The sequence below is a fragment of the Nesterenkonia flava genome (genome assembly GCF_031432335.1).
Classification (GTDB): domain Bacteria; phylum Actinomycetota; class Actinomycetes; order Actinomycetales; family Micrococcaceae; genus Nesterenkonia; species Nesterenkonia flava.
The window spans coordinates 24,784-50,786 of record NZ_JAVKGT010000022.1 but is presented as its reverse complement, the minus strand read 5'-3'; the positions used below and the strand labels follow the sequence as shown (position 1 = coordinate 50,786).

25 protein-coding genes are annotated in these 26,003 nt (G+C 66.4%); 17 read left to right on the top strand and 8 right to left on the bottom strand.

Going from position 1 to position 26,003, the window contains the following annotated elements:
- Nucleotides 1-196: 196 nt before the first annotated feature.
- The gene (locus RH857_RS09285) at nt 197-538 is read right to left on the bottom strand and encodes a hypothetical protein (RefSeq protein ID WP_310537699.1); all 342 of its coding nucleotides are present in this window, start codon (nt 536-538) and stop codon (nt 197-199) included.
- A 186-nt stretch (nt 539-724) separates the two neighbouring features.
- Between RH857_RS09285 and RH857_RS09280 the strand changes: the two genes are divergently transcribed.
- The 6 genes from RH857_RS09280 (at nt 725) to RH857_RS09255 (ending at nt 5,200) form a co-directional block, all read left to right on the top strand.
- Nucleotides 725-940 carry a DUF4244 domain-containing protein gene (locus tag RH857_RS09280; RefSeq protein WP_310537698.1) on the top strand — a complete coding sequence of 72 codons (216 nt, stop codon included), beginning with the start codon at nt 725-727 and terminating at the stop codon, nt 938-940.
- A 28-nt stretch (nt 941-968) separates the two neighbouring features.
- The gene (locus RH857_RS09275) at nt 969-1,346 is read left to right on the top strand and encodes a TadE family type IV pilus minor pilin (protein ID WP_310537697.1); all 378 of its coding nucleotides are present in this window, start codon (nt 969-971) and stop codon (nt 1,344-1,346) included.
- Nucleotides 1,343-1,750, top strand: coding sequence for an Rv3654c family TadE-like protein (locus RH857_RS09270; RefSeq protein WP_310537696.1), 408 nt, complete (start codon nt 1,343-1,345; stop codon nt 1,748-1,750). The genes RH857_RS09275 and RH857_RS09270 overlap by 4 nt, the downstream gene beginning before the upstream one ends.
- Nucleotides 1,751-1,831: 81 nt before the next feature.
- Complete coding sequence (thpR, locus tag RH857_RS09265) at nt 1,832-2,464, top strand: RNA 2',3'-cyclic phosphodiesterase (protein WP_310537695.1); 633 nt, start codon at nt 1,832-1,834, stop codon at nt 2,462-2,464.
- Nucleotides 2,465-2,485: 21 nt separating this feature from the next.
- Entirely contained in the window at nt 2,486-2,773 is a 288-nt protein-coding gene (locus RH857_RS09260; RefSeq protein WP_374761145.1) for a DUF4031 domain-containing protein, read from the top strand.
- Between the two features lie 66 nt (nt 2,774-2,839).
- Nucleotides 2,840-5,200 carry an ATP-binding cassette domain-containing protein gene (locus RH857_RS09255; RefSeq protein WP_310537694.1) on the top strand — a complete coding sequence of 787 codons (2,361 nt, stop codon included), beginning with the start codon at nt 2,840-2,842 and terminating at the stop codon, nt 5,198-5,200.
- A gap of 3 nt (nt 5,201-5,203) precedes the next feature.
- Here RH857_RS09255 and RH857_RS09250 read toward each other — a convergent pair whose 3' ends face one another.
- Nucleotides 5,204-5,881: a Crp/Fnr family transcriptional regulator gene (locus RH857_RS09250; RefSeq protein ID WP_310537693.1), complete on the bottom strand. Its 678-nt coding sequence runs from the start codon at nt 5,879-5,881 to the stop codon at nt 5,204-5,206.
- A 154-nt stretch (nt 5,882-6,035) separates the two neighbouring features.
- Between RH857_RS09250 and RH857_RS09245 the strand changes: the two genes are divergently transcribed.
- Nucleotides 6,036-7,214 carry a MarP family serine protease gene (locus RH857_RS09245; RefSeq protein ID WP_310537692.1) on the top strand — a complete coding sequence of 393 codons (1,179 nt, stop codon included), beginning with the start codon at nt 6,036-6,038 and terminating at the stop codon, nt 7,212-7,214.
- A 51-nt stretch (nt 7,215-7,265) separates the two neighbouring features.
- Here the strand turns inward: RH857_RS09245 and aroQ are convergent, their stop codons facing one another.
- On the bottom strand, nt 7,266-7,712 hold the full coding sequence (gene aroQ, locus RH857_RS09240) for a type II 3-dehydroquinate dehydratase (RefSeq protein ID WP_310537691.1): 447 nt from the start codon (nt 7,710-7,712) through the stop codon (nt 7,266-7,268).
- 93 nt (nt 7,713-7,805) lie between these two features.
- Nucleotides 7,806-9,794: an acetate--CoA ligase gene (gene acs / locus RH857_RS09235; protein WP_310537690.1), complete on the bottom strand. Its 1,989-nt coding sequence runs from the start codon at nt 9,792-9,794 to the stop codon at nt 7,806-7,808.
- Nucleotides 9,795-10,038: 244 nt separating this feature from the next.
- Here acs and nth point away from each other — a divergent pair, with 244 nt between their 5' ends.
- Genes nth through RH857_RS09205 form a run of 6 tightly spaced genes read left to right on the top strand, consistent with a single transcriptional unit; the run spans nt 10,039 to nt 15,384 of the window.
- Nucleotides 10,039-10,821, top strand: a complete 783-nt coding sequence (nth, locus tag RH857_RS09230) for an endonuclease III (RefSeq protein WP_310537689.1) — start codon at nt 10,039-10,041, stop codon at nt 10,819-10,821.
- Complete coding sequence (locus RH857_RS09225; protein WP_310537688.1) at nt 10,814-11,596, top strand: NUDIX hydrolase; 783 nt, start codon at nt 10,814-10,816, stop codon at nt 11,594-11,596. The genes nth and RH857_RS09225 overlap by 8 nt, the downstream gene beginning before the upstream one ends.
- A 27-nt stretch (nt 11,597-11,623) precedes the next feature.
- Nucleotides 11,624-12,907 carry a CpaE-like family protein gene (locus RH857_RS09220; protein WP_310537687.1) on the top strand — a complete coding sequence of 428 codons (1,284 nt, stop codon included), beginning with the start codon at nt 11,624-11,626 and terminating at the stop codon, nt 12,905-12,907.
- On the top strand, nt 12,900-14,021 hold the full coding sequence (locus tag RH857_RS09215; protein WP_310537686.1) for a TadA family conjugal transfer-associated ATPase: 1,122 nt from the start codon (nt 12,900-12,902) through the stop codon (nt 14,019-14,021). The genes RH857_RS09220 and RH857_RS09215 overlap by 8 nt, the downstream gene beginning before the upstream one ends.
- Complete coding sequence (locus RH857_RS09210; protein ID WP_310537685.1) at nt 14,018-14,797, top strand: type II secretion system F family protein; 780 nt, start codon at nt 14,018-14,020, stop codon at nt 14,795-14,797. Before RH857_RS09215 ends, RH857_RS09210 begins: the two co-directional genes overlap by 4 nt.
- Nucleotides 14,794-15,384: a type II secretion system F family protein gene (locus RH857_RS09205; protein ID WP_310537684.1), complete on the top strand. Its 591-nt coding sequence runs from the start codon at nt 14,794-14,796 to the stop codon at nt 15,382-15,384. The genes RH857_RS09210 and RH857_RS09205 overlap by 4 nt, the downstream gene beginning before the upstream one ends.
- Before the next feature lie 24 nt (nt 15,385-15,408).
- On the opposite strand, the gene RH857_RS09200 is transcribed toward RH857_RS09205, so the two are convergent.
- Genes RH857_RS09200 through sp36 form a run of 3 tightly spaced genes read right to left on the bottom strand, consistent with a single transcriptional unit; the run spans nt 15,409 to nt 17,295 of the window.
- Nucleotides 15,409-16,650, bottom strand: coding sequence for a carboxylate--amine ligase (locus tag RH857_RS09200; RefSeq protein WP_310537683.1), 1,242 nt, complete (start codon nt 16,648-16,650; stop codon nt 15,409-15,411).
- Nucleotides 16,640-17,101, bottom strand: coding sequence for a RidA family protein (locus RH857_RS09195; protein WP_310537682.1), 462 nt, complete (start codon nt 17,099-17,101; stop codon nt 16,640-16,642). Before RH857_RS09195 ends, RH857_RS09200 begins: the two co-directional genes overlap by 11 nt.
- Nucleotides 17,102-17,130: 29 nt before the next feature.
- A complete protein-coding gene (gene sp36, locus RH857_RS09190; RefSeq protein WP_310537681.1) occupies nt 17,131-17,295 on the bottom strand; it encodes a Sp36 family protein in 165 nt (54 codons plus the stop codon).
- 101 nt (nt 17,296-17,396) lie between these two features.
- On the opposite strand from sp36, the gene RH857_RS09185 reads away from it, so the two are divergent.
- The 4 genes from RH857_RS09185 (at nt 17,397) to RH857_RS09170 (ending at nt 24,450) form a co-directional block, all read left to right on the top strand.
- Nucleotides 17,397-19,637, top strand: coding sequence for a transglycosylase domain-containing protein (locus tag RH857_RS09185; protein ID WP_310537680.1), 2,241 nt, complete (start codon nt 17,397-17,399; stop codon nt 19,635-19,637).
- Complete coding sequence (locus RH857_RS09180; RefSeq protein WP_310537679.1) at nt 19,612-20,535, top strand: metallophosphoesterase; 924 nt, start codon at nt 19,612-19,614, stop codon at nt 20,533-20,535. The genes RH857_RS09185 and RH857_RS09180 overlap by 26 nt, the downstream gene beginning before the upstream one ends.
- A 97-nt stretch (nt 20,536-20,632) precedes the next feature.
- Nucleotides 20,633-22,519 carry an ABC transporter ATP-binding protein gene (locus RH857_RS09175; RefSeq protein ID WP_310537678.1) on the top strand — a complete coding sequence of 629 codons (1,887 nt, stop codon included), beginning with the start codon at nt 20,633-20,635 and terminating at the stop codon, nt 22,517-22,519.
- Nucleotides 22,516-24,450 carry an ABC transporter ATP-binding protein gene (locus tag RH857_RS09170; RefSeq protein ID WP_310537677.1) on the top strand — a complete coding sequence of 645 codons (1,935 nt, stop codon included), beginning with the start codon at nt 22,516-22,518 and terminating at the stop codon, nt 24,448-24,450. Before RH857_RS09175 ends, RH857_RS09170 begins: the two co-directional genes overlap by 4 nt.
- A 145-nt stretch (nt 24,451-24,595) precedes the next feature.
- Here the strand turns inward: RH857_RS09170 and RH857_RS09165 are convergent, their stop codons facing one another.
- The gene (locus RH857_RS09165) at nt 24,596-25,990 is read right to left on the bottom strand and encodes a 2-hydroxycarboxylate transporter family protein (RefSeq protein ID WP_310537676.1); all 1,395 of its coding nucleotides are present in this window, start codon (nt 25,988-25,990) and stop codon (nt 24,596-24,598) included.
- Nucleotides 25,991-26,003: the final 13 nt, after the last annotated feature.

Genomic DNA, 26,003 nt, shown 5'->3' with positions numbered 1-26,003 from the left:
TATCGGAGGTCTCCGCTCACGTCACGGACTGTTCACAACGTGTCGAGGAACTACAGCTAGTCATGACGTTCTGCGCCCAGGCACGCAGATCCTCGAAATCGTTCATACCGGGGAAGGTGGCACCTCGGGCCGTGCCGTGGGCTCCGTCGGCAGGGGACAGCACTGGGAGCTCCCTCTTGCTGACGGCTACGACTCTCTACTCGACACCACCCGAGAGCGCGGTACTCATCCGCCATACTGATGGTCCATGCAGATCCACCACGCGCTCCATGAAAGAGGTCGACGGTTGCGGCGCATCGGGCGGAAGTGCCGCAAGCACACCGTCGTGACTCTCATCTACGACGACGACCCCGTGGCGCAGAGCGTGCCCGAGGTAGAGCCGCTGAAGCTTCCACAGCCGGGTTTCGTAACCCGTCTCAGGGATGACGTACCGCGTCCAGGCGTAATCGTGGAATGCCTCGGTCAAAACCTCAGCGGCAGAGTCGAGTTCTCCGGGCCTCGCGGGGCGGATTATTGGAAGGCGTCCTGCAGCGGGCATGAACTCAGCCTAGTGCCCGGCTGCGGAGGGGTGTTGAGGCACTGTTCCCCAGCCAGGTGAGCGCACCGTCAACGCGCGGGCGCCTGCACATTCCCCGTGAACTCTGCACCGCTCCTGCGCGTCGTTGCCGAAGCTGGAAGGGCCTCGGCGTGAGGCCGGGGTTTTCCCACCAGAAGGAGTGAACTCATGAAGAACACCGCATGGCCGGTGCCGCTGCTACGTGAACAGGCGGAGAAGGCCCTGAAGTCCCTGCACAGCGACGAGGAGGGTTTGGCCACGGCAGAGTACGGCATCGTCATGCTCGCCGCCGTCGGGTTCGCCGGTCTGCTGACAGCCATCCTGACCTCGGACACCGTTCGGGGGCTTCTGGAGTCTGTGGTGCAGAACGCCCTGAGCCACTGACTCAGATCTCAGCAGAAAGTACCCAGAGATGCGTAGCGCTCATCGGGAGCGTCACGAACGGGGATCCATCGCCGCGGAGTTTGCGATGGCCGTCCCCGCCGTGATCCTAGTGCTGCTTCTGGTGCTGGGCGTCGGGACGCATGGGGCGGCCCGTGTGGCTGTTGAGGATGCTGCGCGGGCCGCTGCTCGCGAGCTGGCCCGCGGGGAGTCGCCAGCCTTCGCGGAGCAGGTCGCCCGCACTACCGCCGGCAAGAATGCCGCTGTTCAGGTCACCTCCGATGGTCCCTACGCCCACGTCACCGTGACCCGCCCCGTGGAGCTGCTGGGTCTGGTGACTCTCAGGGCAGAGCACAGCGCTCAGGCCCGCGCACGGGTGGAACACCTGCCGAAGGACCCTCGCCCATGAGAAACCGCGTAGGCACGGCGGCCGAGCGTGAACGCGGTTCCGGGACGGTCCTCGCCCTGGGGCTCATCAGCGCCCTGCTAGTGCTGCTTGCCATGGTCTATGCCGTCGGCGCTGGCTCGGCAGCTTCCACGCATGCCAGCCGAGCCTCCGATCTCGCCGCGCTCGCCGGGGCCGACGCAGCTCGCGGCCTGCTCTCGGGAGATCCGTGCACCGTGGCGGAGCAGACTGCTGCCCGCAACGACGTCACACTGGAGGAGTGCCGGGTCGGGGGCGAGTTTCCTACTGAAGTGACCCTCACGGTGAGCCGCCCGGTGGTTCTGTTGGCCTTCGCGGAGCACCTTTCGCTTCCACCGCTGCAGGCTCGCAGCACATCACGCGCGGGGCCGCCGGAAGCTCTGAAATGATCCAGCGGCGGACCTGGCCTTCCGAGCCGGTTCACGGGAAGAGGGTCGCCACGCACTGCGCTGCTCGTTTAGCGTGGGGTGGTGAGACTCTTCGCGTCCCTGCGGCTGCCGGAGTCAGTCGCCGAGCACCTGGACTCTGCGATCCGGTCCGTGGAGGCATCCGCGCCATGGCCGAGCGGGCGGGGCCGCCCCGCCCTGCGGTGGGTCCCCGCCGAGCAACGACACATCACCTTGGCGTTCTTCGGCGAAGTCCCCGACGGAGCAGTCGAGGATCTCGCCGGTGAGCTGGCCCAGGCCCTGCGCCGGACCCCGCCGCTGCCCATCAGGCTGCGTGGGGCCGGAGTGTTCACCCACAGCGTCCTGTGGGTAGGCGTGCAGGAACTGACGTCCAGCCCGCACAGCAGCAGTCTCACCCTGCTGACGAGGGTGATGGCTCAGTGCGAGCAGATCGGCGCCCCACACAGCCTGAACCCGGACCCGGTGGCGCACCGAGGGCGCCGGCGGGCTCACGTGACCCTCGCCCGCGCTAGAGACCGCCGCGCAGGCGCAGATCAGCTTCGCCTGCGCGCAGAGCCACTCTCCGTCTACGAGGGCCCCTCCTGGCATGCTTCCGAAGCCCAGCTGGTGATCTCCGAACTGGGTCGCGGTCGTTCCGGGGGTCCGCTGCACACCACCCTGGAACGCCTGCCGCTGGCCGGAGAACTCCCGGACTGATGAGCTATGCTCCTTGGCCTGATGACTGTCTTTATCGATCCGCCCGTGTGGCCGGCCCATGGCACCACGTTCGGGCATCTGATCTCCGATGAGTCCCTCACGGAGCTTCATTCCTTCGCCGGGGCCGCAGGTATCAGTCCCCGTGCCTTCGACCGGGATCACTACGATGTGCCCGCCTACCGGTATGAGCTGCTGGTGAGCTGCGGAGCCGTGGAGGTTAGCGGCAAGGAGTTAGCGCGGATTCTGCGTGATTCCGGGCTTCGGGTCCCGCTGCGTCAACGGCGGGCCGAGCGCTCCCCCAGCGCCTGAAGTCCCGGAACGACGCGCTCGCACCGCGCCTCCTCGCAAGGGAGTGGGCGCACTACACTCAGCCCCATGAGCACCACTGCGCATCCGGCTGATGCCCATGACATGATTCGCGTCCAGGGCGCCCGGCAGAACAATCTGCAGGACATCTGCCTGGAGATTCCCAAGCGCCGTCTGACGGTGTTCACAGGTGTCTCCGGCTCAGGTAAGTCCTCCTTGGTCTTCGGGACCATCGCCGCGGAGTCTCAGCGGATGATCAACGAGACCTACTCCGCTTTCCTCCAGGGGTTCATGCCCACCCTCGCCAGGCCAGACGTCGATGTGCTGCAGGGGCTGACCACCGCCATCATCGTGGACCAGGAGCGGCTCGCCGCCAATATCCGCTCCACAGTAGGCACGGTCACCGATGTCAACGCCATGCTGCGCATTCTCTTCTCCCGCATAGGTGAGCCTCACATCGGCTCCCCCAATGCCTTCAGCTTCAATGTGGCCACCGCTCACGGCAAAGGTGGTCTCGTAGTGGAGAAGGCCTCCGCGTCCAAGAAACCCGAACGTGCAGAGTTCACCGTGCTGGGCGGAATGTGTCCCCGCTGCGAGGGCACCGGGCGCGTGACAGACCTGGACATCGACCAGCTGGTCGACAAGTCCCTGTCGCTGAACGAGGGCGCCATCACCATCCCCGGATACAAGCCCGGGGGCTGGTCGGTCCGCTTCTACGCCGAGTCAGGGTTCTTCGACCCCGACAAGCCCGTGGCCCAGTACACCGACACCGAGCTACATGATCTGCTTCACCGGGAAGCCACCAAGGTCAAGATATCGGGCACGAACATGACCTTCCAGGGCCTCATCCCGGCGGTCCAGAAGTCCTTCCTCTCCAAGGACCGGGAGGCGATGCAGCCGCATATTCGTGAGTTCGTGGACCGGGCCGTGACCTTCATTCCCTGCCCCGACTGTGAGGGGACCCGGCTCAACGCCTCGGCACGGTCCTCCACCGTTGCCGGAATCACCATCGCCCAGGCCTGCGCCATGCAGATCAGCGACTTGGCCGACTGGGTGCGCGGTCTCGACGCTCCGTCGGTGCGTCCCCTGCTGGATTCCCTGGGCGAGACCCTGGACCACTTCACAGAGATCGGTCTGGGCTACCTCTCCCTGGACCGCCCGTCCGGAACCCTCTCCGGAGGCGAGGCCCAGCGCATCAAGATGATTCGCCACCTGGGCTCGGCCCTGACTGATGTGACCTACGTGTTCGACGAACCCACCGCCGGACTGCACCCGCATGACATCGAACGGATGAACCAGCTGCTGCTGCGCCTGCGGGACAAGGGCAACACCGTGCTGGTGGTGGAGCACAAGCCCGAGGTCATCGCCATTGCCGACCATGTCATCGATATGGGTCCCGGGGCCGGCAACCAGGGCGGCCAGGTCGTCTACGAAGGTGATCTGGCAGGACTGCGCTCCTCTCAGACCCTGACCGGCACGCACCTGAGCTACCGAGCTCAGCTGAAGGAATCTCCCCGGCGGCCGACGGGCCAGCTCGAGATCCGCGGAGCCAGCACCCACAACCTCAAAGGAGTCGACGCCGATATCCCCCTGGGAGTGCTGACGGTCGTCACAGGCGTCGCCGGCTCTGGCAAGTCCTCGCTCATCCACGGGCATGCCGCGGCCCGAGACGGCGTCGTGGCCGTGGACCAGTCACCGATCAAGGGATCCCGGCGGTCCAATCCCGCCACTTACACCGGCCTGTTGGAACCCATTCGAAAGGCTTTTGCCAAGGCTAACGGCGTGAAGCCTGCGCTGTTCAGCGCCAACTCCGAAGGCGCCTGCCCCGCCTGCGGTGGCGCAGGAGTTATCGAGACGGAGCTGGGGGTCATGGCCTCGGTCACCTCTCCCTGCGAGGAGTGCGAAGGCCGCCGCTTCCGTCCCGACGTTCTGGAGTACCGCCTAGGCGAGAGGAACATTCCCGAGGTGCTCGACCTCTCCGTGGCCGAAGCCTCCCAGTTCTTCTCCTCCACGGCTGCCCTGCCTGCAGCGATGAAGATCCTGGACCGGATGCAGGACGTGGGGCTGGGCTACATCAGACTGGGCCAGCCGCTGAACACCCTCTCAGGAGGTGAACGCCAGCGCCTGAAGCTGGCCACCCATATGGGCGGCGACGGCGGGATCTACATCTTGGACGAGCCCACCACGGGACTCCACCTGGCCGATGTGGAAAACCTGCTCCGACTCTTGGACCGGCTGGTGGAGGCAGGCAAGACCGTGATCGTCATCGAGCATCATCAGGCCGTGATGGCACACGCTGACTGGATCCTGGACCTCGGACCAGGGCCGGGCCACGAGGGCGGAGAGGTGGTGTTCACCGGCACCCCGGCGCAGCTTCTCGAGGCGGAGACGCTTACCGGCCAGCACCTGCGCCGCTACCTCCGCGGCTGAGGCTCAGCGGGAGCGCTGACGAATGCGCTGAATGTCGAGGATGACGACGGCGCGTGCCTCCAGGCGCAGCCAGCCGCGCTGCACGAACTCGGCCAATGCCTTGTTCACCGTCTCGCGGGAGGCGCCGACAAGCTGGGCGAGTTCCTCCTGAGTGAGCTCGTGGGCCACCAGGATCCCGTCGGGCGCCGGACGGCCGAAGCGGTCGGCGAGGTCCAGCAGCGCCTTGGCCACGCGGCCGGGCACATCGGAGAAGACCAGGTCAGCCAGAGACTCGTTGGTGCGGGTCAGACGCTTGGCCAATGCCTGGAGCAGCTGCACGGACACCTCTGGGTTGGTCGTAATGACTTCCTTGAGGTTCTCGTGCTTCAGTCCGGCCAGGCGAGTCTCGGAGACCGCGGTGCCGGTGGCCGTGCGCGGGGCGGGGTTGAACAGCGCCATCTCGCCGAAGATCTCGCCGGGGCCAAGAACCGCCAGGAGGTTCTCACGGCCATCGGGGGTGGAACGCCCCAGCTTGATCTTGCCGGAGACGATGAAGTAGAGCTCATCGCCCTGGTCGCCTTCGTGGAAGATGGAGGCACCGCGTGAGAGCTCGATTTCGGTGAGCTCCTTGGTCAGCGCGGTGAAGACGTCGTCGTCGAGGGTGGCGAAGAGCGGTGCGCGGCGCAGCACATCGAGATCCATGGCGATCCCTTCAGCTAAGGCGTGTCAAAAAGAGTCTGGCTTCTACTGAAGTTACCAGGCTCACGCAGGTTGGTGGAAACATCACCTTCAACTCGCGCGGAGTGTTGCACCGCTCAGCACCCCCAGCCCGCTGAAATTATGAAATTCTGTGTCGGTGAGCGTGACTCTTCTTGATGTGATTCTGGTGCTGGTGATCCTGGGCTTCTTCGGCGTGGGACTGGCCCGCGGCATCTGGATCACCCTGGGAGGCGTTGTCGGCTTCCTCATCGGGGCGAGCGCCGCCTTCTTCGCCATTCCCGTAGTCGCCGGCTGGGTGCCGGACCCGGTGTGGCGGGTGGTGGCCGTGATTGGAGCGGCCATCGTGCTGGTGGTCGCCGGCCACGCGCTGGGCTCGGCCGCGGGCACAGAGATGCAGCGCATGTTCAAGAACCCCACGCTGCAGCGCCTGGGCTCCCTGGTGGGCGGAGTGCTGAACCTGGTGGTCGCCGTCGTCGTCATCTCCGCCCTGTCCTTCTCCGTGCAGGCCATGGGCTTCCCCGCGGTGAATCAGCACATGCGCCAATCGGCGGTGCTGCAGACCATCAACGGCGTGATGCCCGAAGCAACCGAGTCCTGGTTCGCCCAACTGCGCGGAACGGTCATGGCCTCTGACATCCCGGAGATCGCCCAGCTGCTGGTGCCGGAGTCTTCCGAGGCGCCCGAGACTATGGACCTGACCGCTGCGGCGGAGGAGACAGCAGGGGCCGTGGCTCGGATCACCGGCACTGCGCACCAGTGCGGGCAGTCTCAGTCCGGCAGCGGCTTCGCCATCACCCCTACCCGGGTGGTGACCAACGCACACGTGATCGCCGGAGTCGGTGAGCCCTCCGTTGAACTGCCGGGAGGGCAGGTGGTCACCGGCCGGGCGGTGTACTTCAACCCCAACACCGACTTGGCACTGTTGGCCGTGGATCCGGTGGATGTGCCGTCGGTGGACCTGGGCGCCCCGTTGGATCCCGGCGCTCCCGGGTTTGTCATGGGGTACCCGGCGGGAGGTCCCTTCTCCGCCGGTTCGGCACTGGTCCAGGCCCGCGACGTCTCCGAGATCAACAGCATCTACGGGGGTTCCCCCTCAACGCTGGAGATCTACCAGGTCAACGCCGATGTCCGACAGGGCAACTCGGGCGGTCCACTGGTGGACACCGACGGGAACGTTGTGGGCGTCATCTTCGCCCGGGCCATGGAAGGCAACGCGGTGGGCTTTGCCATCACGGCGGAGGCCGCCGGCGAGGTGCTCACGGAGCCCGAAGGCTTCGTTGACACCGTCAGCACCGGTCAGTGTGTGGAGCGCTGAGACTGCAGCCGGCAGGTCCTGTGGCTGAGCGGGTGCACAGCCACAGCCGCCTCAGGAGTCCTTCAGCAGCCCGGCCAGGTATTCGATCGCAAAGCGGTACCCGGTGCTTCCAGCGCCGGCGAAGACGGCCTCCGCGATCGGGGAGACGTAGGAGTGCTGACGGAAGGGCTCCCGGGCATGGACGTTGGAGAGATGGACCTCCACCACGGGTAGCGCCACGGCTTTGAGCGCGTCAGCGATCGCCACCGAGGTGTGGGTATAGGCGGCAGGGTTGATGACGATGCCCTCCTGGGCGCCCCGCGCCGCCTGGATAGCGTCCACCAGCTCGCCCTCGTGATTGGACTGCACCGCGTCCACGGAGAATCCGAGCTCGGCAGCCGTGCTGCGGCAGAGCTCATTGATGTCCTCCAATGTTTCGGCACCGTAGATCTCGGGCTCACGGGTCCCCAGAAGGTTGAGGTTGGGTCCGTGCACGATGAGCAGCCGTCCAGTCGTCATGCCTCCCACAGTACACACCGGTGAGCCAGGACACAGCAGGGGCGGCGAGCCGACCTCGAGGGTTCAGCCCGCCGCCCCTGCTGCGCTGCGAAGTTACGCGCTGCCGTGCTTGGCGCGCATGTCCTCCGCGATCTGGATCATGACCGTGGGATCGGCCAGAGTGGAGGCGTCCCCGACCTCGTTGCCGTTGGCCACGTCCTTCAGCAGGCGCCGCATGATCTTGCCGGAACGAGTCTTGGGCAGCTCGGGCACCACCAGCACGTTGCGCGGCTTCGCGATAGGCCCGATCTCCCGGCCCACATGGGCCCGCAGCTCCTGCTCCAGAGCATCCTGATCATCGCCCTCATGGTTGCCGCGGAGGATGACGAAGGCGACGACGGCCTCTCCGGTGGTGGCGTCCTTCGCGCCGACGACGGCGGCCTCGGCCACTGCTTCATGGGCCACCAGGGCGGATTCGATCTCGGTGGTGGAGAGTCGGTGCCCGGAGACGTTCATGACGTCGTCGACCCGGCCCATGAGCCAGATATCGCCGTCGTCGTCGTAGCGGGCACCGTCGCCGGCAAAGTAGAGATTCCCGAAACGGGACCAGTAGGTCTCCTTGTAGCGCTCGGGGTTCTTGTAGATACCGCGCAGCATGGCGGGCCAGGGCTCCCTAATGACCAGAAGTCCTGCCTGCCCCTTGCCCAGGGGTTCGCCCATCTCGTCCACGATGCCGATCTCCACGCCGGGAACGGGGGTCTGGGCGGCGCCGGGCTTGGTGGCGGTGACACCCGGCAGCGGGGCGATCATGTGGGCGCCGGTCTCGGTCTGCCACCAGGTGTCCACAATGGGCGCCGGGTGTTCCTTGGGCTCTTTGCCCGGTCCGTTGTTGGCTCCAATGACCTCGCGGAACCACAGCCATGCCTCGGGGTTGATGGCTTCGCCGACGGTGCCGAGCACCCGCAGCGAGGACAGGTCGTACTCGTCGGGAATTTCGCGGCCCCACTTCATGCAGGTACGGATGAGGGTGGGGGCGGTGTAGAGCTGCGTGACGCCGTACTTCTGCACGATCTCCCAGAGCCGCCCCTTGTGCGGGGTGTCCGGGGTGCCCTCGTAGATCACCTGGGTAGCGCCGTTAACCATGGGCCCGTAGACGATGTAGGAGTGGCCGGTGACCCATCCGACGTCGGCGGTGCACCAGTAGATATCGCTCTCAGGCTTCAGGTCAAAGGTGTCCCGGTGCGTGACCGCCGTCTGGGTGAGATAACCGCCGGTCGTATGCAGAATGCCCTTGGGCTTTCCGGTGGTACCGGAGGTGTAGAGGATGAACAGCGGGTGCTCCGAGTCGTGCGGCACGTAGGCGTGCTCGGCGGACTGGCCGGGAACCAGGTCATGCCACCACAGATCCCGTCCCTCACTGATCTCCACGTCCTCACCATTGCGCTTGACGACGACGACGTGCTCCACGGTGTGCCCGGGCTTGGCGAGCGCCTCATCCACGTTGGGCTTCAGCAGCGAGGGCTTGCCACGGCGGTAGGAGCCGTCGGCAGTCACCACAAGCTTGGCCTCGGCGTCATCCACGCGGGATCGCAGCGCATCGGAGGAGAAGCCGCCGAAGACCACGGAGTGAATGGCGCCGATGCGGGCGCAGGCCAGCATCGTCACCACGGCCTCGGGAATCATGGGCATATAGATGGCCACGCGATCGCCCTTGACCACGCCGAGCGACTCGAAGGCGTTGGCCGCACGGGAGACCTCATCCTTGAGTTCCCCGTAGGTGAGAGTCCGGGTGTCCCCGGGCTCTCCTTCAAAGTGAATGGCGACCCGGCCTCCGTGCCCGGCCTCCACGTGGCGGTCAACGGCGTTGTAGGCGGCATTGACCTCTCCGCCGATGAACCACTTCGCAAAAGGCGCTTCGGACCAGTCCAGCACCTCGGTGAAGTCCTTGTCCCAGCTCAGCACACTGCGCGCCTGCTGAGCCCAGTAGCCCAGGCGGTCCGCTTGGGCGTCGTCGTATCTTTGGGACGTCGCCACCGCTGCTGCGGCGAAGTCCTCACTGGGAGGGAAGGCCTGGACGTTCTCGGACGCTTCGGTGGTGGTCATGCGCTCCTCCTAGGGTGAGGTATGTGCTCTACGAATCACCTTAGCGTGAAAATTTTGGGCAAGCGAGACGTAGATCACATTCTTTGGCGACTTCTGATGTCTCAACGGTCAGTACTCGTCCATCAACGGTCGGATCGGGTGTTCATGCGCTGTCGGCTTCCTCGTATCGCTGCATGTCACCGCCTGGCGGACCTGAGGCGGGTAGAGCCGAGGCCGGGCGTCGTCGTCTCCTAGAATGACGAGGATGGCTGAGGAGACCCTACTGGCGAAGAAGCGCCGAGTGCGCAAGATCAACCGCGTGCTCGGGGAGGTCTATCCCTATGCCGTCGCGGAGCTGGACTTCACCAACGCCTTCGAACTGCTGGTCGCCACGGTACTCTCCGCCCAGACCACAGACGTCAGGGTCAACTCCATCACCCCCGAGCTCTTCTCCCGGTATCCCGATGCCGCAGCCATGGCGGGCGCCTCTGAAGAGGAGCTCGCTGAGATCATCCGGCCTACCGGCTTCTATAAGGCCAAGGCCCGTGCACTGCTGGGCCTGGCCGCCGCGCTCGTGGCCGAGCACGGCGGCCAGGTGCCCGAGGACCTCGATGCGCTGGTGAAACTGCCCGGCGTCGGGCGCAAAACCGCTTTTGTGGTGCTGGGCAATGCGTTCGGCCATCCGGGACTGACGGTCGACACCCATTTTGGGCGTCTGGCCCGCCGCTTGGGCATGACCGAGCAGGAGGATCCGGTGAAGGTGGAGAAGGAGGTAGCGCAGCTCTTTGAGCCCAAGGACTGGACCATGCTCTCCCACCGGCTAATCTTCCACGGCCGACGGATCTGCCATTCCCGCCGCCCGGCCTGCGGCGCCTGCCCCATCGCCCAGTGGTGCCCCTCCTTCGGTATCGGCGAGGTCAATCATGAGGCGGCACAGGCGCTGCTGAAATACGAGTTGGCTCCCGGGCGCGAGGAACTGCTGGAGAAGATGCGCGCCGGCTATTCACGCCGCCAGCTACGGGATCAGGGATACCCCCTCAGTGCCTGAGAGCCCCCCTGACCAGCCCTCAGCTGAGAAGCCCGCGACGACGCCGGCACAGCTGCCCTCCTCGCCCGGGCAGCTGCACTCCGCTTTGAAGGATCTGCTGCACCAGGGTGATCTGTACCGTCGCGCGCAGCCGAAGGCAGCGGCCCGCGGGGACTGGTGGGATCCCCTCTCCGGACGCGTGCCGCAGAGCCAGCTGCCGCCTGAGTTCGTGATGGATCCCGCCCGCGCGCGGGAAGCCGCGGTGCTGGTGCTGTTCTGTACGCAGGAGCACCGACCCCACACCCCTGCGCCCTACGTCCTGCTCACCGAACGCGCCGCAGGACTGGCCAAACACCCCGGTCAGATCTCTTTTCCCGGTGGGGCCAGCGAGGACTTTGATCCGGACCCGTCGGCCACCGCCCTGCGCGAGGCGCAGGAAGAAATCGGTCTGGACCCCGTCAGAGTGGAGATCGCCGGGACCCTGCCCCCGGCCCCCGTTCCGGTGAGCGGCTATATGGTCACGCCGGTGCTGGCCGTGACCTCCGATCCGGGAGTGCTCACGCCGCAGTCCGGCGAGGTTGCGCGCGTGCTGCGTGCCCCGGTGGCCCACCTGCGGGATCCCCAACGACGACGCACCTCCATGATGCAGCGGGGCGGCATGACCTTCCGCGGCCCCTCGTTCCTCCACGACGACGTGCTGGTCTGGGGATTCACCGGAATCCTCCTGGACCGCATCATCGCGCGCCTGGGCTGGGAGCAGCCGTGGGACACCAGTCAGGAAGTCAGCCCCTTCTGATTCGGCGCCTCGAGATACTTTCCCGGGGTGTTTTCCCCACCCCATACGGGCCTGCGACGACGCCCCCTGGTCTCCCCAGCTGAGCTGGGATCAGCTGCTGGGGCCTCGGGCCGGAACGATGCTGGAGCCATGAGCCCCTCCTGGTCTGAGAACCGCGCCTACCTTAACGCCGAGACTGCGGAGCCGGCTGTCCTGCTGGTTAGCGAGGACTCCGCGGTAGTGGAGGACCTCGCACTGCTCACCGCAGTAGTCGGGGCACGATTGGAGCACCACCGCACATGGTCCGAGGCACGACGCCGTCGAACCGCCGACCAGCACGACCCCGCACCTCGGGGCGGGTGTGCCGCGGTGATATGCACCCCTGAGGCTCTGCCGCTGCCCGATGCACCAGTTGTGGAGCCCGGCCGCGAAGTCCTGCTGGTGGGACGCGAAACCGCCTTACTGTGGCAGGCCGCGGCCACCTCCGCCCAACTTCGACCGGTACCGTTGCCGGAAGGCGAGGCGTGGCTGGGCGAACATCTCAGCACAGTGGTGTTGGCGCGTGGATCGGGGCGCATCGTCGCGGTGGCCGGAAGCTGCGGGGGCATCGGCGCCACCACGATCTCTTACCTCCTGGGCGCCGAGGCAGCGGCCCGAGGGCTGCGGGTGCTCCTGATGGACGGCACATCCGGGACCGGAAGCGGAGTGCAGAGCCTGCTCGCAGAAGCCAGGGCGGCTCATGAGGCCGAGGGCGGCGTGCTGGACTGGCGTCAGTTGAGCAGCACGGAGGGGGAGATTTCTCCGGCGCACCTCTACGAGGCCGTGCCCTGCGTGGACGGCATTCATCTGCTGTGCCCAGACGCCTCATCCCAGACCGAAGAGTTTGATTCCTCCGCGTCAGCCCTACCAGTGGCCCTTCCAGAACCCGCACTCACAGCTCGCGCCCTCGAGGCGGGCCGCCGTGCATTCGACGTGGTGGTGCTGGACGTAGGGGTTCGGGCTGAGGCACTCCCACCGCTGAAGGACCTGCTAGACCACCTTCTGCTCGTCACACGCGCCTCGGCCCGGGGCGCAGAGTCCGCACGACAGGTGGCACGGCGGTGCCCTGGGCTGCCACAGTCACTGGTGGTCAACAGACGATGGGCGCCAGGGCACTCGGCTGCAGAGACGGCCACGGCGGCCGGACTGCAGCTGGCCGCGGATCTCCCCGAACAACGGTGGTTGGCACGGGACGATGAGCTGCGCTCCGCCTATGAGCTGCTGCGCTCCCACCGGGGCGAGCGCCTCATCGCGGGGCTTCTTATGGAGGCGGGGGTGAGCGCCGGTGCATGAGGCCCAGCTGACCTCGCTGCGGGAGCAGCTGAGCTCCTCCGGGGACGTCGTGACCCCCGCCCGCATCGCTGACGCTGTGCGAACGTCGGGGCTGGCCTTGGGATCTGGAACCGCTCAGCAGGTGGCCCGGGCGCTTCGGCATGAGCTGGTGGGGCTGGGTCCGCTGCAGCAGTTCGTTGAGCAGCCCGGCGTCACGGATGTGGTGCTCGACGGGAAAGGGGAGGTCTGGACTGACGGGGAGGAAGGCCTGCAGCCGACGGGCACCCGCCTGCAGGGCGAGGAACAGGCCCGAGCCTTGGCTCGTCGCCTGATCTCGGTGGCCGGCGGGCGCCTGGACGAAGGACATCCGTGTGCAGACGGACGGATCGGAGACTTCCGCGTGCACGCGGTCATCCCTCCGGTGGCCGTTGAGGGCACCTTCATCTCTGTGCGAGTAGCTCGTGGCTCCACCGCCTCGCTGTCGGAGCTCTCCCAGCAGTGGCGGGACGCGGAGCAGTGGTTAGCCGTCATCCGACACCTGATCCGCACGCGCAAAAACTGCCTGGTCTCGGGAGCCACCGGCTCCGGAAAGACCTCTCTGCTCGCGGCGATGCTGGCAGAGGCCGGGCCCAATGAACGAATCCTGATCGTGGAGGACACCACTGAGCTCATGCCCTCGCATCCGCACGTGGTGCATCTGCAGGGCCGTCAGGGCAACGTTGAGGGTGCTGGCCGTGTAGAACTGGGCGAGCTGGTCAGGGAGTCCCTGCGAATGCGCCCGGACCGGCTGATTGTGGGAGAGTGCCGAGGCGGCGAGCTTCGCGACTTCCTCACCGCCATGAACACCGGCCACCAGGGCGCCGGAGGCACGGTGCACGCCAACTCGCCCTCCGCGGTCCCCGCGCGCCTGGTCGCCATGGGAGCACTGGCAGGCATGGCGCCTGAGACAGTGGGGCTGCAGGTGGCCGCCGCGCTGCACGCAGTCATCCATGTCGAACGGCGAGCGGGACGCCGCATGCCCGTGGAGCTGTCCACGGTGCACTACGCCGAAGGACGGCTCCAGATGGCCCCGGTACTCATCTCCACCCACCGAGGGACTTCCCGAGGGCCGGGATGGGAGGCCTTCCACGCATGAGCCAGCTCCTCACAGCCGTCGCCGTAGCCTCGGCACTCAGCGCAGCCGTCATCCTGGCCGTGACCCCGGAACGCACCGGGACGGCACCTGCCCATCCCAAGTCCCGAAGCTCGACCCGTGGGCTCCAGGTGCTGCTGAGGCGGCGGCGAGGACCAGATGCCGCCCAGCTGCGGTTACAGTCGGCGACCCTGCTCCGTCAGCTCTCGGCTCTGCTGCAGTCCGGAAGGTCGGAGGCTCAGGCCTGGGCCGATCTTCATCAGCACTGGACCGAGGCCGACGCCGAGCACCCACTGGCGCGGATCTGCGCTCACGCAGTCACTGCAGAACGCACAGGACTGGGCACCGCGGAAGGACTGCGTCGGGCCGGTAACCACCTTCTTGCAGGCCCTGCGCGGCGAGCAGGCGCGCTGAACCACCGCACCGGGCGCGAGGTCAGGTCTCTGCTGGACCGTCTCCGGGCCGCAGTTGCCCTGTCAGAGCAGACGGGCGCGCCCATGTCCCAGCTGCTTCAGCAGATGGCCGCCTCCGCAGATGAGGCGGACTCCCTGGACGCGGCAGTCCGGACGGCCTGCGCTGGGCCGAAGGTGACTCAGCTGATCCTGAGCCTGCTCCCGGTAGGGGGCATCATCCTGGGGCAGCTGATGGGCGCCGCACCCGTGAAGGCGCTGCTGGAGGGCGGATTCGGACTGCTGTGCCTGATCACCGGGGTCCTTGTCCTGCTGCTGGGTCGCCTCTGGAGCAGGCGGATGATTCAGCGCGTCGAGGCGTCCTTGTGAGCTTCGCGACGATCGCCGCCGTCGGGACCGCGGGCCTCTTCAGCACCGCCTTGGCCCTGCTCCTGCTACCCGCGCCGGTAGGTCAGGTCCTGCCGACTCGGAGGCGAAACGGCGTCACACGGGGTAGCGCGTCGCACGCGGATGAGGACGAGTCCTCCCGTGCGGATGCAGCCACCCTCCTGGACCTCACAGCGGCTCTTCTCAACGCAGGAGTCGGCATCGAAGCCGCGCTCGACCGGCTCTCACGCTCGGTCCCCGGTGCCGGGCCGCTAGGTGCAGCCCACCAGGCGCTCGCGAGCGGGGCCTCCTGGAAGCGCGCCACCGCTATGGTGCAGGAGCGTGCCGAGCTGCGCACCTTCTGCCACCACCTGTCCTTCGCCTATGAGACGGGGGCGCCCAGCGCCGAGATGCTGCAGGCCGCTGCATCTCAGGCGCGCGCCGAGCGCCGTCACGCGGCCGAGCGGGCGGCCGCGGAGCTGGGCGTGAAGATGATGCTGCCCCTGGGGGCGTGCTTCCTGCCGGCATTCATTCTGCTGGGAGTACTGCCGGTGGTGATCAGCATGCTGCCCGCCGCCCTGGGAGGCTGACCACCGCGACCTTCTAGCAACCGATCAGTCGGTGAGCTTGTCTCGCCACGTGGCATTGGCGTACTTCTTGCGGTACCGGGCGGCCCGGACTGCCAGCCATGCCTTACGCAGCAGAGATCTGTCACCGGCATAGTGCAGGGGGTTGCCGAACTTCTTCTCCCTGATGAACCGCGTCACGTCCTGCTTCACGGTGGGTTCGGTGACGTACTCGCGCAGGATGTACTTGGGCACCACGCTGAAGAGTACGTCCTTGTCCACGAAGACGCAGTCGGTGCCGCGGTTGCCGCACACCAGATCTTCCACGAGGTATCCGGCCAGATTGTGGCCCTGCTGCGTGGCGTAATAGCTGGAGCGTCCCTGCCGGACGTTGACCTCGAGCACCTTGAAGACCCCGTCACGGGAGTCATACTTCAGATCAAAGTTGGCGATACCGGTGTAGCCGATCGCCTCCAGGAAGTCCTTCAGCTGACCCATCACCTCACGATTGAACCGCGAGATGATCGCCGTGTAATTGCCGATGGCACTGGCCTCGTGCTCCTGGAGCACCACTTGGCCGAAGTTGACGAATTCGGCTCGCCCCTCGGTGTTGAGGTAAAGCACTGAGTCCCAGATATAGGTGTCGTCTCCGGGGATGAAGTCCTGGATGATCAGGGTGTCACGGTAGCCGCTGGCCTCAATGCGCTCCACTACCTCGCGGACCTCGGCCATCGAGTAGACCCGGTAGACCTTCTCCTGGCCCTCGAACTTGTTGCGGTAATACTCCACCCCGTTGCTGGGTTTGATGATGACCGGGTACCGGGAAATCTCCAGGTCCACAGGCTCCCCCACCCGGTGGATATGGGTCTCCGCAATGTCGAGGCCGTGCTGGGCGGCCAGCGGGTAGAAGGCCTCTTTGACCTGCAGGGTGTTCAGCAGGTCTTCACTCGGGTAGTTGAAGAGGTAGCGGGATTTAAGCGCCTCGCCGTGCTCAATGATCAGCCGCACATAGTGGTCATTGGTACCCACCAGCACCAAGGGGGTCTCGGCGTCGAACTGCGCGGCGTAGTCCAACAGCGCATCGACGAAGATCCCTGCGTCGTCAAGGTTCTCCACCAGGGTGACCGACTCGATGATGGTGCTGTAGTGGGTGAATCCCATCCGCACCTTGCCCACAACGTGAGGCTTGACGCCGTAGGCCTCATGGAAGGAGGCCGCCATGTGGTAGGCGTTCAGGTCGGTACCGACGATGACGGGGACAAACTTCCCGCCGGCCCGGTTATGCGACATGAGCGATCAGGTCGACTTCCACGGGAGTGTCCAGGGGCAGCACCGGCACGCCGACCGCGCTGCGAGCGTGCTGGCCAGCATCCCCGAAGGCCTGCCCCAGCAGTTCGGAAGCGCCGTTGATAACGCCGGGTTGTCCGGTGAAGTCCGGTGTGGAGGCGACGAAGCCCCCGACCTTGGCGATGCGGGCGATGCGGTCCAGATCACCGACGGCGTGCTTGAGCGCGGCGATGAGGTTCAGTCCGCAGGTTCGGGCCAGGTCGTAAGCCTGCTCCGGGGTGACCTCAGCCCCTACCTTGCCGGTCAGGGGCAGTTTGCCGTCGACCAGGGGCAGCTGCCCGGAGACGTAGACCACTCCGTCGACGACGACGGCGGGCTGGTAGGCCGCCACCGGGGGGACCACCTCGGGCACCGTCAGGCCGAGCTCGGCCAGACGCTTCTCAACCGCTGACATGCTGCGTATTAGCTCCTCGTCCGACGTGACTAGTGCTTGGGGCGCTTCAGGTACGCCACGGGGGCGTTCCCGTCGGGACCGGGGAGCACGGTCACCAGCTCCCAGCCGTCCTCGCCCCACTGGTCGAGGATGCCCTTAGTGTTGTGAATGATGAGCGGAATCGTGGCGTATTCCCACTGAGTCAGTTCGGCCATACGGTCAGACTAACGCAAGCCCTGAGGGAGCCGCCGCTTCCTGGACCTGAGCTTGAAGAGAGCTCCATACAGTATTTGACGCTCGCTTTACCATGGAAGCTATGGCGTCTGGTAAATCCCCCCTCTTTGACACTGCCACCACGGTGGGCAAGATCATGTCCTTCCTGGGCGTGAGCGCACTGTGCGGCATTCTCGCAGCGGGGCTCATCTTCCCCCTTGCAGCCACCGGCGGTGCCGCGGCCTCGGCCGGCAGCGACCTTCTTGAGGACCTGCCCGCAGAGCTGCGCGAAGAGCCCCTCTCGGTACCCTCGACCATCTACGCGAGCGACGGCGAAACCGAGATTGCCACGTTCTACGACGAGAACCGTCAGCCTGTGGAGTACGACCAGATCTCCCAGGCAATGAAGGACGCCATCGTCTCCATCGAGGATGAGCGCTTCTACGAGCACGGTGGCGTGGACGCCCGCGGCCTGGGCCGCGCCCTGGTGCACAACATCACCAGCCCCACCCAGCAGGGCGCCTCCACCATCACCCAGCAGTACGTGAACAACGTGCTGATCAACGCGGACTACCTCCGCGGCGAGGAACGCCTGACCATCTCGGGCAACAAGACCTACGGCGATAAGCTGCGCGAAATGAAGCTCGCGGTCTCCCTGGAGCAGGAGATGACCAAGGAGGAGATCCTCGAGGGATACCTCAACATTGTGCTCCTGGGCGGACGCAACTACGGTGTCGAAGCCGCGGCCCAGTACTACTGGGGCATTCCCGCCAGCGAGCTGAACATCCAGCAGGCTGCAGTGCTTGCCGGAATGGTCCAGTCCCCCAACGCCTACAACCCCGAGCACAACCCGGAGGCCTCCAAAGCCCGTCGTGACGTGGTCCTGGGCACGATGCTCAGCAACGGTTTCATCACACAGGAGGAGTACGACGAGGCAGTCGCCTCCGATCTGGGCGTCGAGCCCAACCACGAGCCCTCCGGCTGCATCGGCGCCGACCTGGCTCCCTACTTCTGCGACTACGTGGTCCGCCAGATCCTGGCTGACGACACCTTCGGCGAGACGGAAGAGGACCGCGAGCGGCTGCTGCTGCGCGGCGGTCTGAACATCGTCACCACACTGGACCCCGACGCCCAGGCTGAGGCCGAGGAGGCTGTCTACGAGACCGTCGTGGAGGAAGATGACCCGAAGGTGGTCGCCACTCTGACCTCCCTCGAGCCTGGCACCGGCGACATCCTGTCCATGGCGCAGTCGACCCAGTACGACCCTGACGACGCCGATGACCCCCGCCGCACCACCATGAACTTCAACGTGGACTACGCCTGGGGCGAGTCCGGAGGCTTCCCCGTCGGTTCAACTCTGAAGCCGTTCGTCGCCGCTGCCTGGATCGAAGAGGGTGGCTCCATGGACGACGTCGTCGACGCCTCCGTCGACGAGTATGAGTACGGCGAGACATGGGAGGCCAGCTGCATGCCGGGAGGCGAAATCACCCTGCTTCCCCCTCCGGACTCCAACGATGACACCTGGGAACTCACTAACGTGGGTGAGAACTTCCTCCAGCGCATGACCATCGACTACGGCCTCTACTACTCGGTGAACACCGCGACCGTGGCCACTGCCCACGAGATGGATCTCTGCGCCATCACCGATGTCACCAACCGCCTGGGCATCACCGAGTACAACCCCGCCGAAGGAGAAATGCAGGCCCTGCGTGCCGACACCCCCTCCTTCGTCCTCGGCGCCGCCACCCTCTCGCCGATGGCCCTGGCCCGGGCCTACGCAGCCTTCGCCGCCGACGGCGTGGTCTGCCAGGAGCGCGCGCTGGTGGAGATCACCGACGGTCACGGCACCAGCTACCCCGTGCCTGAACGGGACTGCGAAGACGCACTGGACCCCGATGTGGCGGCCCAGGTCAACGACACCATGATCAACATCGCCGAGTACCCGTCCAACACGGCAGGAGTGCCCTTCAACGCCGGCAACCCGCCCTTCCCGATGGCGGGCAAGACGGGTACCTCGAACGAGGGCTCCAACACCTGGTTCGCCGGTTCCACCGAGGGCATGGCCACAGTTGCCCATGTGGGCAACTGGCGAGACCTCGAGTCGCTGCGCGGCATGACCATTTCGGGTCAGCACCGGGACGACTGGGTCTACGGCTCCACCATTGCCGCCCCCATGTGGTACCGGTACATGAACGACGCCGCCGCGGATTATCCCACCGGTGACTTCCGCAGCTCGCCGAACTCCCCCTTCGATGATCGTCGCGGCTTCCGCTACAACAACCCCACCGGCGGCGGAGGCAACAACAACAGCGACGACGATGACGATTCGGACGACGACGATTAATCCGCTACACGCCGCGGGCCTGGCAGCAGCCGGGTCCGCGGCAGCCGGACTCGGCATCGGCCTCTACGCCGGCACCGTAGGCCTGAACCGCTTCACCCTGCGCCAGCTAGACGTCCCGGTACTGCCGGCCGACCACCGCGGGACTCTGCGACTTCTGCACATCTCCGATATTCACTATGTGCCGGGGCAGCGGAAGAAGTTGGCGTGGCTGCAGAGCCTGGCGGGTCTTGAACCCGACCTCGTGATCAACACCGGCGACAACCTCTCCCACCGCCGCGCCGTACCGGAGGTTCTAGAAGCCCTGGAGCCCCTGCGCGCGTTCCCAGGAGCTTTTGTGCCGGGCTCCAACGACTACTACGCGCCCCGGTTCAAGAACCCGCTGCGCTACTTCAAGGGACCCTCCCGCCTGCACCCCGAGGCGGAGTCCCTCCCCACCTCGCAGCTGTTCTCAGGCTTCGAGTCCTCAGGGTGGATCAACCTGGCCAATACTCACGCGAGCACCGAGGTCGGCGGCCTGCGCGTAGGTCTCTCCGGGGTTGATGATCCCCACATCGACCGCGACGAGTTCACCGGCTGGCCCTCCGGCACCACAGATCTGCGTATCGGCGTGGCCCATGCGCCCCTGCAGCGGGTGCTGCAGAGTTTCGCCGACGCCGGCGCAGACCTCGTTCTGGCCGGGCACACCCACGGAGGTCAAGTCTGCCTGCCCGGTGAGCGCGCTCTGGTCACCAACTGTGACCTGCCGACCTCCCAGGTGAAGGGACTGCACTACCGCACCGCCGTTGACGGCACACCCGTTCCCTTCCATGTCTCCGCCGGCATCGGCACCTCGGCGAAGGCCCCCATCCGATTCAACTGCCCCCCGGAAGCGACCCTTCTCACTCTGGTCCCCCGCTGATCGCAGTGTCGGTGCCGCGATTCGCGCACACCGGCGCCCGGCGGTTCCGGAAAGGCCCTGGTTCCCGGCCACACCGAGGAGTAGAGTTAGTTGCGATATGCAACGAACTGAGGGGCAGGCGCGGTACGAGACGGGGCGACGTCGTACTCTCTGGCAAGCCATGAAGCGGCTCGGCCCCTATCTGGAGGGCCTGCGCCTGAGGTGGGGACTCGGCGTGCTCGCCGCCATCGGAGCCGGCGCTATGGCCCTGGCCATTCCCCAGGTCCTCGGCTCCCTGGTGGACCGCCTCGCCGGGGACAATGTGGGTGCCAGCGTCGTGTGGATGGCCTTCGGCGTGATCCTGAGCCTCGGCGTACTCGAGGCCGTGCTGGTGCTGCTGAGACGAGTCTTTGTCATTCCCCCGGCCTCCGACGCCGAAACCGCTATGCGCACCACCCTCTACGGGCGCCTCATCCACCAGTCTGCCGGCTTCCACGCGGTCTGGGACGCCGGGCAGCTGCAGTCCCGCGCCATCGCGGACCTGAATATGCTGCGGCGGTTCTTCGCCTTCGGCTCGCTGATGCTCGTGACCTCCTCTGTCATCCTCGTCGTCGGCTTCACGCTGATGTTCAGCCGTTCGGGGCTGCTCGGCTTCATGTTCCTGTGCGCCGCGCTACCGGTGCTGATCATCGGCCCCTCCTTCCGCAAGAAGTTCGTCCACTTCTCCCGCGCCTCCCAGGACAAGGCAGGTGACGTGGCAACCCTGGTGGAGGAGTCGGTGCACGGCATCCGCGTGCTCAAGGCCTTCGGCCGCAGTGACCACGCCCGGAAGGGGTTCGTGGAGCAGGCGGCCCAGCTGCGCGGGCTCGAAGTCGGCAAGGCCTACACCCTGGCGCGCTTCCAGATGCTGATGATCCTCATCCCGGAGACCGCACTGGGGGTCTGTCTGCTGGTGGGCCTCTACCTCACCGCCCAGGGGGACCTGACGGTCGGTGCACTCGGGGCGTTCTTCACCACGGCAGTCATCCTCAAGCAGCCCATTGAAGGCATCGGCATGCTGCTGGGCATGGTCTTCATGGCCAAGACCGCGATCGACCGCCATGTGGATGTCATGGACACTCCGCCGGCCATCACCTCCCCCGAGAATCCGGTGACCGCGCCGGAGAAGGGCCTGGTGGAGCTCGACGACGTCCACTTCCGGTTCCCCGACCAGCGCGCCGGCGATCCGGACCTGTTAGACGGCGTCAGTCTGCGCATCGAACCCGGAGAAACCATGGCTTTGGTCTCCGGGACCGGCGGCGGCACCTCCACGCTGCTGAACCTCATTCCGCGGCTCTACGACGTCACTGGCGGCAGCGTGCGCCTTGACGGAGTAGATGTGCGCGAGATGTCCCTGCCGGACCTCCGCTCCCGCATCGCCGTGGCATTCGAGGACCCCATCCTCTTCTCCACCTCGGTGCGCGCCAACGTGCTGCTGGGCACCAACCACCAGCGCGACGACGACGATCCCGGTGCCCCCGCGCGCCCCTCCTCCACCGCTGAGGCCGACTTGGACGCTGTGCTTGCTGAGGCGCTGCATGCCGCCGACGCAGAGTTCGTGGAGAACCTGCCCGACGGGGTCGACACCCGCATCGGCGAAGAGGGCATGAGCCTCTCCGGCGGACAACGGCAGCGCCTGGCGCTGGCTCGGGCCATCGCCGCCAAGCCGTCCGTGCTGCTGCTGGACGACCCGCTCTCAGCCCTGGATGTGCGCACCGAAGAGCGTGTGACCGCGCGCCTGCGCGAAGTGCTCGCCGGCACCACGACTCTGATTGTGGCCCACCGGCCCTCGACCGTGGCTCTTGCCGACCGGGTCGCTCTGCTGCATCAGGGGCGCATCGTCGAGGTCGGCACTCACGCTGAGCTGCTGGCCCGCAGCAAGCACTATCGCAGCATTATGACCCCGCCTGTCCCCTCCGGGGAGGAGCTGATGGACGCCGTCACCGCCGAGGAGGGCCGCTCATGACCTCCGGGACCAATCACGTGCAGCCCGGCGCCACGGCAGCTAGCCAGGAACGGGCGGGACACGAGGCCGCCCGCGGGAGCAGCGCCCCCGATGAGGGTCGGGCGAGCACCGACGCCTTTGCGCATCTGCGCGGCACTGCCGGTGAGGAGCAGGTGGACCTCAACCGCGAGGAGCGGAAATTCATCCGGCGCCGGTCCTGGCGCCTCCTGGCGCGAACCTCGCGCGGCGTGCGACTGAAGCTGCTGCTCACCGCCCTGGCCGTGGTGCTGGCTCAGGCCTGCCAGGCCGCCACTCCCGTCGTCGTCGCCCTTGCCATCGACTGGGGACTGCCCAGGGTGGTTGACGGCGAGGCCAGCGGACTGTGGATTCCCGGCGCCCTCTACATCGGCTGCGCCGTGACCGCCGGGATCATGATCTTCTTCTACACGCGCATGACCGCCGAGGCCTCCCAGCAGATGCTCTTCACCCTGCGCGACGAAGTCTTCCGCAAGACCCAGGAGCTCAGCCTCGACTTCCATGAGGAGTACACCTCGGGCAAGGTGATCTCCCGCCAGACCTCTGACCTGGAGTCTTTGCGCGAGCTGCTCGACGGTGGCATCAACTCCTTGGTGCAGGGGCTGATGTTCATGCTCTTCACCACTCTCTCCATCTGGCTGATGGACTGGCGCTCCGGGTTAGTGCTGCTCGCAGCTGCAGTGCCGATCCTGCTGCTGGGCCGGTGGTACCAGAAGAACTCCGAGGTCGCATATCGCCGCACCCGTATCTCCTCGGCGCGCATGATTGTCCACTTCGTCGAGACCATGACGGGCATCCGTGCGGTGCAGGCCTTCCGGCGCGAGCATGCCCGCGACCGGCAGTACCGGAAGCTCGCGAAGATCTACCGCGATGACATGGTCCGCTCCATCGGCCTGTTCGGCATTCTGCAGCCCTCCCTGGTGCTGGTGGGCAACCTCAGCGTCACGGCTGTTCTGCTCTGGGGCGGTTTCCGGGTTCTCGACGGCGATCTGGGCGTAGGCGTGCTGGTGGCCGTAGTGCTGGCGACCAAGCGCGTCTTCCAGCCCCTGGACATGATCGCGATGTTCTACAACTCCCTGCAGTCTGCCGTGGCCGCCCTGGAGAAGGTCTCCGGTCTGCTTGAGGAGAAGCCGAAGGTCACCGAGGCGCCGAATCCGGTGCGTATGCCCGAGTGCCGCGGCGAGATCGAGTTCCGGGAAGCGGAGTTCAGATACCAGGCCGGCGGGCCGCTGGTGATGAAGAAGCTGGACCTGCACATTCCGGCCGGGCAGACCGTGGCCGTGGTCGGACGCACCGGTGCGGGCAAAACCACCCTGGCAAAGCTGCTGGCGCGGTTCTACGACGTCACATCCGGAACCGTCACTCTGGACAGGGTGGACCTGCGCGAGCTGGCTGCCGAGGACCATCACCGGCACGTCGCCATGGTCACTCAGGAGGCTTTCCTGTTCTCCGGCACCATCCGGGAGAACATTGCGCTAGGCCGCCCCGACGCCTCGGAGCAGGAGATCGTCGCCGCCGCCAAGGCGGTGGGGGTTCATGAGTTCATCCTCGCGCTGCCTGAGGGTTATGACACGGACGTGAACAAGCGCGGCGGCCGTCTCTCCGCGGGACAGCGGCAGCTCATCAGCTTCGCCCGGGCTTTCCTGGCGGATCCGGCGGTGCTCATACTGGACGAGGCGACGTCGTCGCTGGACCTTCCCTCGGAGGCGCTCGTCCAGGAAGGGCTCGAGCGGCTGCTGGGGAACCGCACAGCGCTCATCATTGCCCATCGGCTCTCTACGGTGGCGATCGCCGATCGGGTGCTGGTGATCGATGCCGGTGAGGTGGTCGAGGACGGCGCGCCCGAGGAGCTCATCGCCGCCGGCGGCTACTTCTCCAAGCTGCATGCCGCTTGGTCCTCGACCATGAGCGGCTGAGCACTCCTCACCCGGCTCTCAGGAACCCAGGCAGGATTCCACCTCACCGTTCGGTGCTGGATTTTTGCGGTATTTGGGGGCCAATAGGCCCCCAGATAGCCTCACAATCCATCACCGAACGGATGGGTCGGCCGACCGGCTGGGGCTAGCCTCCCAGCACCGGAACGAGGAGGCTGACCAGCAGGAGCACGAGTGCCCCGCCGATGCGGGAGGAGACCTGCAGGAACGGCATGAGTTCGAGGCGGTTGGCCGCGGAGACCACCGCCACGTCACCGGTGCCGCCCATATCGGTCATGCCCATGCCCACGGCGATCGAGGTTTCGGCGTAGTACATCTTCACGAGCCAGCCGAGCGCGCCGGAGACGGTGACCGCCAGCAGCACGGCCAGGACCACCAGGACGGGGTAACGCCAGTCAGAGAGGAGCGCGCCGAGTTCGTCGAACTCGAAGAAGGTGATGGAGATGCCCACCAGCAGCGCCGGGGTGAGTGTGCCGGAGACGAAGCCGAACCAGGTGGAAACGGCGTCTTCGAAGGGTTCCGGGAGCAGGCCGAAGATCTTGATGGCCGCGGCCAGCAGGATGGTCCAGGCGTAGGCGTGCAGTCCCGGCACGAACTCGGCGATGAGACTGCCGGCCAGGAACAGCACCGCAGCGGTGGTCAGACCGATGGCCAGAACGTTGAAGGTGCCGCCGGTGGGCTTGGGCTTGGCCTTGAAGTCTGCGGCCTTGCCCTCGACGCGCACGATCTGGCCGTTGCCGTTGAAGCCGACAAAGAACTGCTGGCCCTTGTAGGTGATGCCGTTGAAGATACCGGCGCAGAAGATGGTGAGCACGTTGGCGATGATGACCGCGGGGATCAGGGTCGCCACGTAGGAGGAGGCCTCGCCGCCCATCTGGGACTCATAGATCTGGGACATCGGCACGATGCCCGCGCCCACGCCGCCGCCCATGATGGGGGCCGCCACGAAGAGCACGGCTTCACGCAGGCCGTAGCCCAGCGCTGCACCGACGACGCCCAGTCCGATGAAGACCACGGCGATGGTGCCCAGCAGCGGCACGGCGATGCGGGCGCCGGCCTTCAGCAGCAGGGCGCGCGGCATGCCGAGGATGGATCCCGCAATGAGACTCGCCACGTAGAAGTCGATGAAGCCGATCTGGGAGCCGTCAGTGAAGATCTCCATGTTCTCCGCCAACGACTGCGGGAACAGCCCGAAGTGCAGCAGGATCGCAGGAGCCAAGATGCACAGCACCGTGGGCAGCCCGTAGTTGCGCAGCACCGGCACGCGGCCCCCGAGCCAGTTCAGCAAGCCGCCGATGAGGATAACGACGGCGAACCCGGCGAGCATGGCGTTGGGCAGAGCGCCCAGGAGGGCAGTGGCCACCACGATGGCGAAGAGCAGAGCGAACCAGCCGATGGGCAGGCCCATGATGCGGGTCCAGCTCTCGGGCTTGTCGAACTCCGCCGTGGCGGCCTGGGGTGCAGCGTCCGGCTGCTCGGTCTTCTCAGCAGCGCGGGGCTGCTCGACGGACTGAGAGCTCACGGGTCTCCTCATG

Coding starts and splice junctions, on each gene's coding strand:
- RH857_RS09285 (WP_310537699.1), bottom strand. CDS start 538: ATGCCCGCTGCAGGACGCCTTCCAATAATCCGCCCCGCGAGGCCCGGA.
- RH857_RS09280 (WP_310537698.1), top strand. CDS start 725: ATGAAGAACACCGCATGGCCGGTGCCGCTGCTACGTGAACAGGCGGAG.
- RH857_RS09275 (WP_310537697.1), top strand. CDS start 969: ATGCGTAGCGCTCATCGGGAGCGTCACGAACGGGGATCCATCGCCGCG.
- RH857_RS09270 (WP_310537696.1), top strand. CDS start 1,343: ATGAGAAACCGCGTAGGCACGGCGGCCGAGCGTGAACGCGGTTCCGGG.
- RH857_RS09260 (WP_374761145.1), top strand. CDS start 2,486: ATGACTGTCTTTATCGATCCGCCCGTGTGGCCGGCCCATGGCACCACG.
- RH857_RS09255 (WP_310537694.1), top strand. CDS start 2,840: ATGAGCACCACTGCGCATCCGGCTGATGCCCATGACATGATTCGCGTC.
- RH857_RS09250 (WP_310537693.1), bottom strand. CDS start 5,881: ATGGATCTCGATGTGCTGCGCCGCGCACCGCTCTTCGCCACCCTCGAC.
- aroQ (WP_310537691.1), bottom strand. CDS start 7,712: ATGACGACTGGACGGCTGCTCATCGTGCACGGACCCAACCTCAACCTT.
- acs (WP_310537690.1), bottom strand. CDS start 9,794: ATGACCACCACCGAAGCGTCCGAGAACGTCCAGGCCTTCCCTCCCAGT.
- nth (WP_310537689.1), top strand. CDS start 10,039: ATGGCTGAGGAGACCCTACTGGCGAAGAAGCGCCGAGTGCGCAAGATC.
- RH857_RS09210 (WP_310537685.1), top strand. CDS start 14,018: ATGAGCCAGCTCCTCACAGCCGTCGCCGTAGCCTCGGCACTCAGCGCA.
- RH857_RS09200 (WP_310537683.1), bottom strand. CDS start 16,650: ATGTCGCATAACCGGGCCGGCGGGAAGTTTGTCCCCGTCATCGTCGGT.
- RH857_RS09195 (WP_310537682.1), bottom strand. CDS start 17,101: ATGTCAGCGGTTGAGAAGCGTCTGGCCGAGCTCGGCCTGACGGTGCCC.
- sp36 (WP_310537681.1), bottom strand. CDS start 17,295: ATGGCCGAACTGACTCAGTGGGAATACGCCACGATTCCGCTCATCATT.
- RH857_RS09185 (WP_310537680.1), top strand. CDS start 17,397: ATGGCGTCTGGTAAATCCCCCCTCTTTGACACTGCCACCACGGTGGGC.
- RH857_RS09180 (WP_310537679.1), top strand. CDS start 19,612: ATGACGATTCGGACGACGACGATTAATCCGCTACACGCCGCGGGCCTG.
- RH857_RS09175 (WP_310537678.1), top strand. CDS start 20,633: ATGCAACGAACTGAGGGGCAGGCGCGGTACGAGACGGGGCGACGTCGT.
- RH857_RS09170 (WP_310537677.1), top strand. CDS start 22,516: ATGACCTCCGGGACCAATCACGTGCAGCCCGGCGCCACGGCAGCTAGC.